Origin of the sequence: Salipiger marinus (assembly GCF_035481585.1) — a bacterium.
GTDB classification, from domain to species: Bacteria; Pseudomonadota; Alphaproteobacteria; order Rhodobacterales; family Rhodobacteraceae; genus Salipiger; species Salipiger marinus.
In genome coordinates, this window is record NZ_JAYKSL010000039.1 from 1 (window position 1) to 6,984 (window position 6,984).

Annotated in this window: 6 protein-coding genes and 1 pseudogene; all 7 read right to left on the reverse strand. The window is 67.3% G+C overall.

Going from position 1 to position 6,984, the window contains the following annotated elements; all coding sequences use genetic code 11:
• Positions 1–71 (reverse strand): annotated as a pseudogene (locus VK682_RS25905) (ribulose-phosphate 3-epimerase); the annotation flags it as partial.
• Between the two features lie 22 nt (positions 72–93).
• Complete coding sequence (locus VK682_RS25910; RefSeq protein WP_230798069.1) at positions 94–1,029, reverse strand: 2-hydroxyacid dehydrogenase; 936 nt, start codon at positions 1,027–1,029, stop codon at positions 94–96.
• A 7-nt stretch (positions 1,030–1,036) separates the two neighbouring features.
• Positions 1,037–2,176, reverse strand: coding sequence for a rod shape-determining protein RodA (rodA, locus tag VK682_RS25915; protein WP_089843051.1), 1,140 nt, complete (start codon positions 2,174–2,176; stop codon positions 1,037–1,039).
• Positions 2,173–4,092: a penicillin-binding protein 2 gene (gene mrdA, locus VK682_RS25920; RefSeq protein WP_089843048.1), complete on the reverse strand. Its 1,920-nt coding sequence runs from the start codon at positions 4,090–4,092 to the stop codon at positions 2,173–2,175. Before mrdA ends, rodA begins: the two co-directional genes overlap by 4 nt.
• Entirely contained in the window at positions 4,089–4,628 is a 540-nt protein-coding gene (locus VK682_RS25925) for a rod shape-determining protein MreD (RefSeq protein WP_089843045.1), read from the reverse strand. The genes mrdA and VK682_RS25925 overlap by 4 nt, the downstream gene beginning before the upstream one ends.
• Positions 4,621–5,550, reverse strand: coding sequence for a rod shape-determining protein MreC (gene mreC, locus VK682_RS25930; protein ID WP_324782864.1), 930 nt, complete (start codon positions 5,548–5,550; stop codon positions 4,621–4,623). The genes VK682_RS25925 and mreC overlap by 8 nt, the downstream gene beginning before the upstream one ends.
• Positions 5,551–5,630: 80 nt before the next feature.
• The gene (locus VK682_RS25935; protein ID WP_089843041.1) at positions 5,631–6,677 is read right to left on the reverse strand and encodes a rod shape-determining protein; all 1,047 of its coding nucleotides are present in this window, start codon (positions 6,675–6,677) and stop codon (positions 5,631–5,633) included.
• Between the last annotated feature and the right edge of the window lie 307 nt (positions 6,678–6,984).

Below are 6,984 nucleotides of genomic sequence, written 5' to 3' on the forward strand. Positions count from 1 at the left end.
TCGCGGCCAAAATCGGCGAAATCGGCGGACAGGATGGAGGGCGCGATCTTTACGCGGCGGTCAAAGGGCATGGGCTGGTCCTTGTGGGGGAGGTCAGTAACCGGCATCGCGGTCGACGACATGGCAGAGCGGTTCGCCGGCCTCGTTGCGGCGGATGTTGTCGGCGATCACCCGCGCGGCGGAGGCGGGGCGGGTTTCGGCGGCGATATGCGGGGTCACGGTGACGCGCGGATGCTGCCAGTAGGGGTGATCGGCGGGCAGCGGTTCGATGCGGAACACGTCAAGCGTGGCCTGCGCCACCTGTCCGCTGTCCAGCGCCGCCAGCAGCGCGGTGTCCTCCACCAGCGCGCCCCGGCCCGGATTGATCAGCACGGCGCCCTTGGGCAGCAGATCCAGCGCCGCCGCGTCGAGCAGGTTTTCCGTCTCGGCGGTATGGGGCAGCAGCAGCACGAGGATCTGGGCCCCCGACAGCGCCTCGGTCAGACCCTCCGCGCCATGCAGGCAGCGCAGCCCGTCAAGGCTGCGGGGGGTGCGGCTCCATCCGGTGACGGGAAAGCCAAGGCTGGTCAGCTGCCGCGCGCAGGCGTGACCCAGTGCCCCCAGCCCGAGGATGGTCACCGGGCGTTCCTGCGCCAGCGGCGGGGCCACCTGATCCCATGCCGGGGTGGTGTTGCCGATATACTTGTCCATGTCCAGATGGTGGCGCAGCACATGGCCGGTGACATATTCCACCATGCCCTGCGTCAGGCCTTCGGAATCGACCATGCGGGCCAGCGGCACGCGCAGCGTCGGATTGGAGACCACGCCTTCGACACCGGCCCAGAGGTTCAGCACCGCCTTGAGCCGGGGGAAGGGGGTGAAGTCGGTCAGGCCGGATTTCGGCGCATAGATGATGTAATCCACCTCTTCGGGGGGCAGGTCGAGCCCCAGCCGGTAGTCCAGCCCGGTGGCGTCCAGCGCCTCGGTCAGGGGGGTCTCGTATTGCGCCCAGCGGTCAGCCGGGGCGGCGAAAAGGATGGTGGGGGACATCATGCTCTCATCTTGGTCTGTGAATATGCGCACTCTGGACCAGACCGAAGGCGATCATCAACACCAGCATGGCAGATCCGCCATAACTGACCAGCGGCAGCGGCACGCCCACCACCGGGGCCAGCCCCATGACCATGGACATGTTCACGGCGAAATACAGAAAGAAGGTCAGTCCGACACCCAGCGTCAGCAGCGAGGAGAAGCGGTCGCGGTTCTGCAGCGCGGCGGCGATGCAGAAGATCAGGACCAGCACATAAAGCGCCAGCAGGGAGATGCCGCCGACAAAGCCGAATTCCTCGGCCAGCGTGTTGAAGATGAAATCGGTGTGCTTTTCCGGCAGGAAGTTCAGCCGCGACTGCGTGCCCTGCATGAAGCCGCGCCCGGTCCAGCCGCCCGAGCCCATGGCGATCTTGGCCTGCGTGATGTGATAGCCCGCGCCAAGCGGATCGGTGGAAGGGTCAAGAAAGGTGTCGATGCGGCGGAACTGGTAATCCTTCAGCAGCTGCCACGGGGTGCCGCGCGATTCGAACACCGCCCAGACGGTGCCCGCCCCGGCGGACAGCACCACGGCAAAATAGGCCCAGTGCACGCCTGCCAGAAACATCATGAGCCCGCCGCCGGTCATCAGCAGCAGTGCCGTGCCCAGATCGGGCTGCACCAGCGTCAGCGCGGTGGGGCCAAGGATCAGCAGCAGCGGCAGGATCACCCAGATCGGGCTGGAGGTCTTGCGCAGCGGCAGCCAGTCGTAATAGGCGGCCAGCACCATCACCAGCGCGACCTTCATCAGCTCCGAAGGCTGCAGCCGCATGAAGCCCAGATCGATCCAGCGCTGCGCCCCCATGCCGATGGCGCCGAACAGCTCCACCGCCACCAGCAGCGTCAGCGAGATCAGATAGGCCAGCACCGACAGGTTGCGCCAGAGCCAGATCGGCACCATGGCCACCACGAACATGGCGGCCAGCCCCATGCCGTAGCGTTTCATCTGCGGCTCGGCCCAAGGCTGCAGCGACCCGCCCGCCACGGAATAGAGCATGAGAAAGCCCACCCCCGCCACCGCCGACAGCAGCAGGATCAGCGGCCAGTTGAGGTGCAGCACCTTGCGCCAGCCCGAAGGCGTGGTCTTGACCGTGTATTCAAGATAGCTCATGCGCGGCTCTGCGCCTCTTGCTCGCGCACGCGGCGTTCGCGCTCCAGCCGTTCCTGCTGTGCCTCGATGCGGCCCCGGTCGGAGGCGGGATAGGCGTCCAGCGGCGGGGTGCCGCCGTAAAGCGCCTGCAGCACCACGTCGCGCGCGATGGGGGCCGCTGCGGCGGAGCCGCCGCCGCCATGTTCCACCACCACCGACACCGCGATGCGCGGCGCCTCAAAGGGGGCATAGGCCACGAACAGCGCGTGGTCGCGTTCCTCCCACGGGACATCCTCGTTGCGCACGACGCGGTTGAGCACCTGACTGGTGCCGGATTTGCCTGCCATCAGATAGGGTTCGTGATCCACCCGCGACCGGTAGCCGGTGCCGCGGCGGTTGTTCATCACCGCATACATGCCCCGGCGCACCCAGCGCAGATGGTTGGGGTTGAGCCCCAGATCCTCGCCACCCTCGATCGGGGGCTCGACGCCGTCGATGGTCTTGATCAGGCGCGGGCGCACGGCGCGGCCCGTGGCGACCCGCGCGGTCATCACCGCCTGCTGCAGGGGCGAGCTGAGCACGAAGCCCTGCCCGATGGAGGCGTTGACCGTGTCGCCGATCAGCCATTCCGCCCCGCGTTCGCGGCGTTTCCAGTCCTTGTCGGGCACCAGCCCGGCGGTGACCGCCGACATCGGCACGTCGGGCGCGTCGCCAAACCCCATCTTGCGGGCCATGGCGGCGATCTTTTCGATCCCCACCTTCATGGCCAGCTCGTAATAGAACACGTCGCAGCTTTCTCGCAGGCTGTGCTCAAGGTTCACATGGCCGTGCCCGGTGCGTTTCCAGCAGTGGAAGCGGCGCGAGCCGACCTCCAGATGGCCGGGGCACCAGTAGGTGTCATCCGGCGACAGCAGCCCCGCATCCAGCGCCGCCAGCGCCACCACCATCTTGAAGGTGGAGCCGGGCGGATAGGCGTCCTGCACCGTCTTCGAGGCCAGAGGCCGGTGGTCATTGTCGCGCAGCACGGCGTAATCGGGCACCGAGATGCCGCGCACGAATTTGTTGGGGTCATAGGTGGGCGCCGAGGCGATGGCGAGCAGGTCGCCCTTTTCCACATCCATCACCACGCAGGAGGCGGATTCGATCCCCAGCCGCGCGGTCACGTAATCCTGCAGCCCGCTGTCCACGGTCAGCTGGATGTCGGCGCCGGAATCGCCCTCCTGCCGGTCCAGCTCGCGCATGACGCGGCCCACGGCATTGACCTCCACCCGCTTGGCCCCGGCCTTGCCGCGCAGCGCATCCTCGAATTTTGCCTCCACGCCGACCTTGCCGATCTGGAAGCGGGGGATGCTGAGCACGGGTTCGGGATCCTCGTAGCGGGTCAGATCCCGTTCCGACACCGGCCCGACATAGCCCGCCACATGGGCGAAATTGCCGTGCTGCGGATAGAACCGCGACAGGCCCACCTCGGGCGTGACGCCGGGCAGGGCGGGGGCATTGACCGCTACGCGGCTGATCGCATCCCAGCTGACCCGGTCGGCCACGGTGATGGGCAGGAAGGGCGCGGAGCGTTTCATCTCTGCCATGGCGCGGTTCAGCTCGTCGGGATCCAGATCCACCAGCGCCGACAGCCGGGCGATGACCTCGTCGATCTCCCCCGCATCCTCGCGCACGATGGTGATGCGGTAGGTGGGTTCGTTTTCCGCGATGACCTTGCCGTTGCGGTCGAAGATGCGCCCGCGCGTCGGCGGGATCAGCCGGATGTTGATGCGGTTCTCTTCGGCCAGAAGCCGGAACTGGTCGGCCTGATCCACCTGCATGTGCCGCATGCGCAGCCCCAGCGTGCCCGCCAGCGCCATCTGCGCGCCCCCCAGCAGCAGGGCGCGGCGCGAGATCTTCTTCCAGCTGTCGGTGCTTTCCTTGGGCGTGCGTCTCACATCGGCCTCCCGGCGTGATCAAAATCGCCCGGCGCGGTGCGGCGCACGCCAAGCAGAAGCTGCGAGACCATGACCACCAGCGGATAGCAGAAGACCGTCATGGCAAACCGCATGAGCGTCAGAAAAGACGGTCCGGCGGGCACGATCAAGACCATCAGCACCAGACGGTACAGAATCGTGATCGCGGCCAGCACCAGCGCCACCGTGATCCACTCCATCAGGAAGGTGCGGTCGCGGTTGCCGCGATTGGGGGATTTCAGCAGTTCCGTCGCCAGCAGCACCAGCGCCGCCCACAGCCCCGGCGGGCGCTGGAACAGGATGTCGGCCATCAGCATCACCAGCGCCACCAGCCATGCCGGGGCGTAATCCGGGCGCCGCAGCACCCAGACGAAACAGAGCGCGGTCAGCAGGTCGGGCCCCGCCAGCCGCGCGGGCATCAGGTCAAGCGGCAGCAGGTGGTAGAACACCACCCCGCAGGCCAGCGCCACGAAGAGCACGCGCATGGCCCAGATCCGGGCGGGCCTGCTTTCAGCCATTGGAGCCAGCATCCGCCGGGGCGGCGGGCTCCTCGGCTGTGGCCTCGGGCGCTTCGGGCAGCGGGGCGGGCAGGATCAGCCCCGAAGGCGCGTTGACCCGGCGCGCGCCGTGATCGCGCAGCACGCGCAGGAATTCCAGCCGTTCGTAATCCGCCGCCAGCCGCACCCGCAGCCGACCGCCCGGATCCTGCGCCACCTGCCCGATCAGCAGGCCCGGCGGAAACACCTCGCCATCGCCGGAGGTGACGATGCGGTCGCCCGGCTTCACCAGATCGGGGTTTTCAAGAAAATCGATGGGCGGCGTCGCGGTGTTGTCGCCGGTGACCATGGCGCGCTGCCCCGAGGGCTGGATCACCGCCGGGATGCGGCTGGTGGCATCGGTCAGCAGGATCACCCGGCTGGTATTGGCCCCCACGCCAGAGATGCGTCCCACCAGCCCGATGCCGTCCATGGTGGCCCAGCCATCAACGATGCCGTCGCGCGATCCGACATTGATCAGCACCGACTGCCGGAAGGGCGAGCCCGAATCCGCCAGCACCACGCCGGTGATATAGGTCAGGCGCGGGTCGAGCCGGACATTGTTGAGATCGCGCAGCCGGGCATTTTCCTGCTCCAGTTGCAGCGCCGCCTCCTTCCACGCCGTCATCTGGCGCAGCTCGCGGCGCAGTTCCTGATTCTGTTCGTGGATGCGCTGATAGGACTGGAAATCGCGCAGCAGCGTCACGATGCCGGTGACCGGCGCCATGGCCCAGTCGAAGCCCGGGATCACCGCGTCGATGATCTGGGCGCGGAACCGTTCGGCGCGGGGGCTGTCGATGCGCCAGAACACGAACAGCCCCAGCAGGCACAGCACCAGAACCGCCAGAAGCAGGCGCTTCAGCGGACCGGCATAATCCTCGCTGTTGGAGCCGTGTCTGGCCATGATGTCCCCGCGTCCAAGGCCTGAGGCCACCCCCCGCCGGGGGGGTGGCTCAGCCGGTCCTGCCCCGCAGGAGGCCCGGATCAGCTGTCGTAATCAATCGCGTGGCGCAGCTGTTTTTCATATTCCAGCGCCTTGCCGGTGCCCAGAGCCACGCAGTTCAGGCTTTCCTCGGCGATGGAGACCGCAAGCCCGGTCTGCTCGCGCAGCGCCAGATCCAGATCCCCCAGCAGCGCGCCGCCTCCGGTCAGCATCACGCCCCGGTCGACGATGTCGGCGGCCAGATCCGGCGGCGTCGCCTCCAGCGCGGTCATCACCGCCTCGCAGATGGCCTGCACCGGCTCGGCCAGCGCCTCCGCCACCTGCGCCTGGCTGATCTCGATCTCCTTGGGCACGCCGTTCAGCAGGTCGCGGCCCCGGATCTGCATCGAGGAGCCCCGCCCGTCATCGGGCATGCGCGCCGTGCCGATGGAGGTCTTGATGCGCTCGGCGGTGGATTCCCCCACCAGAAGATTCTGCTGGCGGCGCAGATAGTTGATGATCGCCTCGTCCATGCGGTCGCCGCCCACCCGGACGGAACGGGCATAGACGATGTCGCCAAGGCTCAGCACCGCCACTTCGGTGGTGCCGCCGCCGATATCCACCACCATGTTGCCGGTGGGATCGGTGATCGGCATGCCCGCGCCGATGGCCGCCGCGATGGGTTCGGCGATCAGACCCGCCTTGCGGGCGCCCGCCGACAGCACCGACTGCCGGATGGCGCGTTTTTCCACCGGCGTCGCGCCATGCGGCACGCAGACGATGATCTTCGGCTTCGAGAAGGTGGACCGCTTGTGCACCTTTCGGATGAAATGCTTGATCATCTCCTCGGCCACGTCGAAATCCGCGATCACGCCTTCGCGCATCGGCCGGATGGCCTCGATCGAGCCGGGGGTGCGCCCCAGCATCAGCTTGGCATCCTCACCCACGGCAAGAACCTTCTTGACGCCGTCCTTGACGTGATACGCCACCACGGAAGGTTCAGAGAGGATGATCCCGCGACCTTTCACGTAGACCAGCGTGTTCGCGGTGCCGAGGTCGATGGCCATGTCCGCCGAAAAGGCGCCCATGAGTCTGTCCAGTCCAAACATCCAGTGTCCCGTCCCAGTAATACGGAAAAATGGCCTCCGACTCCCTCAAGCCGAGGCCGCCGCCCTTATAGGCCCGTTTCGCCTCCGCGCAAAAGCCCCCCCGGCCCGCAAATGCGCGTGATCCCGCGCGTCTTCAGCCCAAGGTCGCGCGGGTTGCGGTGCCGGATGCCTCCGGCGGGGATATTTTAACCAAGAAGAAGCGGCCCGCGCGCAGAAATTTGCCTTCTTCTTGGGAAAAATATCCCGGGGGGAGGGCGCGGCACGCGCCCATGGGGGGCAGAGCCCCCCGCCTTTTTTCCGGCGGGGG